We start from the raw sequence: 322 nt of genomic DNA, 5'->3' as shown, positions 1-322 counted from the left end.
GTCGTCTGTAGGGCGACGGACATAAACAAAGCATTCGTTTCTCATTTGTTCAGTTTTGATGGAGCTTTCAATGGGGCCATAGCTCAGCTGGGAGAGCGCCTGCCTTGCAAGCAGGAGGTCAGCGGTTCGATCCCGCTTGGCTCCACCATTGAATTCCATCGAAGCTTGTTCCTTGAAAACTGGATAACGAAACAAAGCGTAAAGCTGAATCATCCTTAGTTTTACTAGTTGATACCGCGAGGTATATATCTTTTGGAGCGACTTTTGTCGAAGACAAGCGGAGCGAGAAAAGATATACTCCGAGCTTATGGATAAGCTAGAA

At 46.3% G+C, this 322-nt stretch carries 1 tRNA gene; it reads left to right on the top strand.

Features of this window, described 5'->3' with window-relative positions:
- The first annotated feature begins 72 nt into the window (after nt 1-72).
- Nucleotides 73-148, top strand: a tRNA-Ala gene (locus ET33_RS35860).
- The last annotated feature ends 174 nt before the right edge of the window (nt 149-322 follow it).

It is taken from the genome of Paenibacillus tyrphae (assembly GCF_000722545.1).
Classification (GTDB): Bacteria; Bacillota; Bacilli; order Paenibacillales; family NBRC-103111; genus Paenibacillus_G; species Paenibacillus_G tyrfis.
The sequence above is the reverse complement of the archived record's forward strand: the minus strand, read 5'-3'. Positions and strand labels throughout refer to the sequence as shown.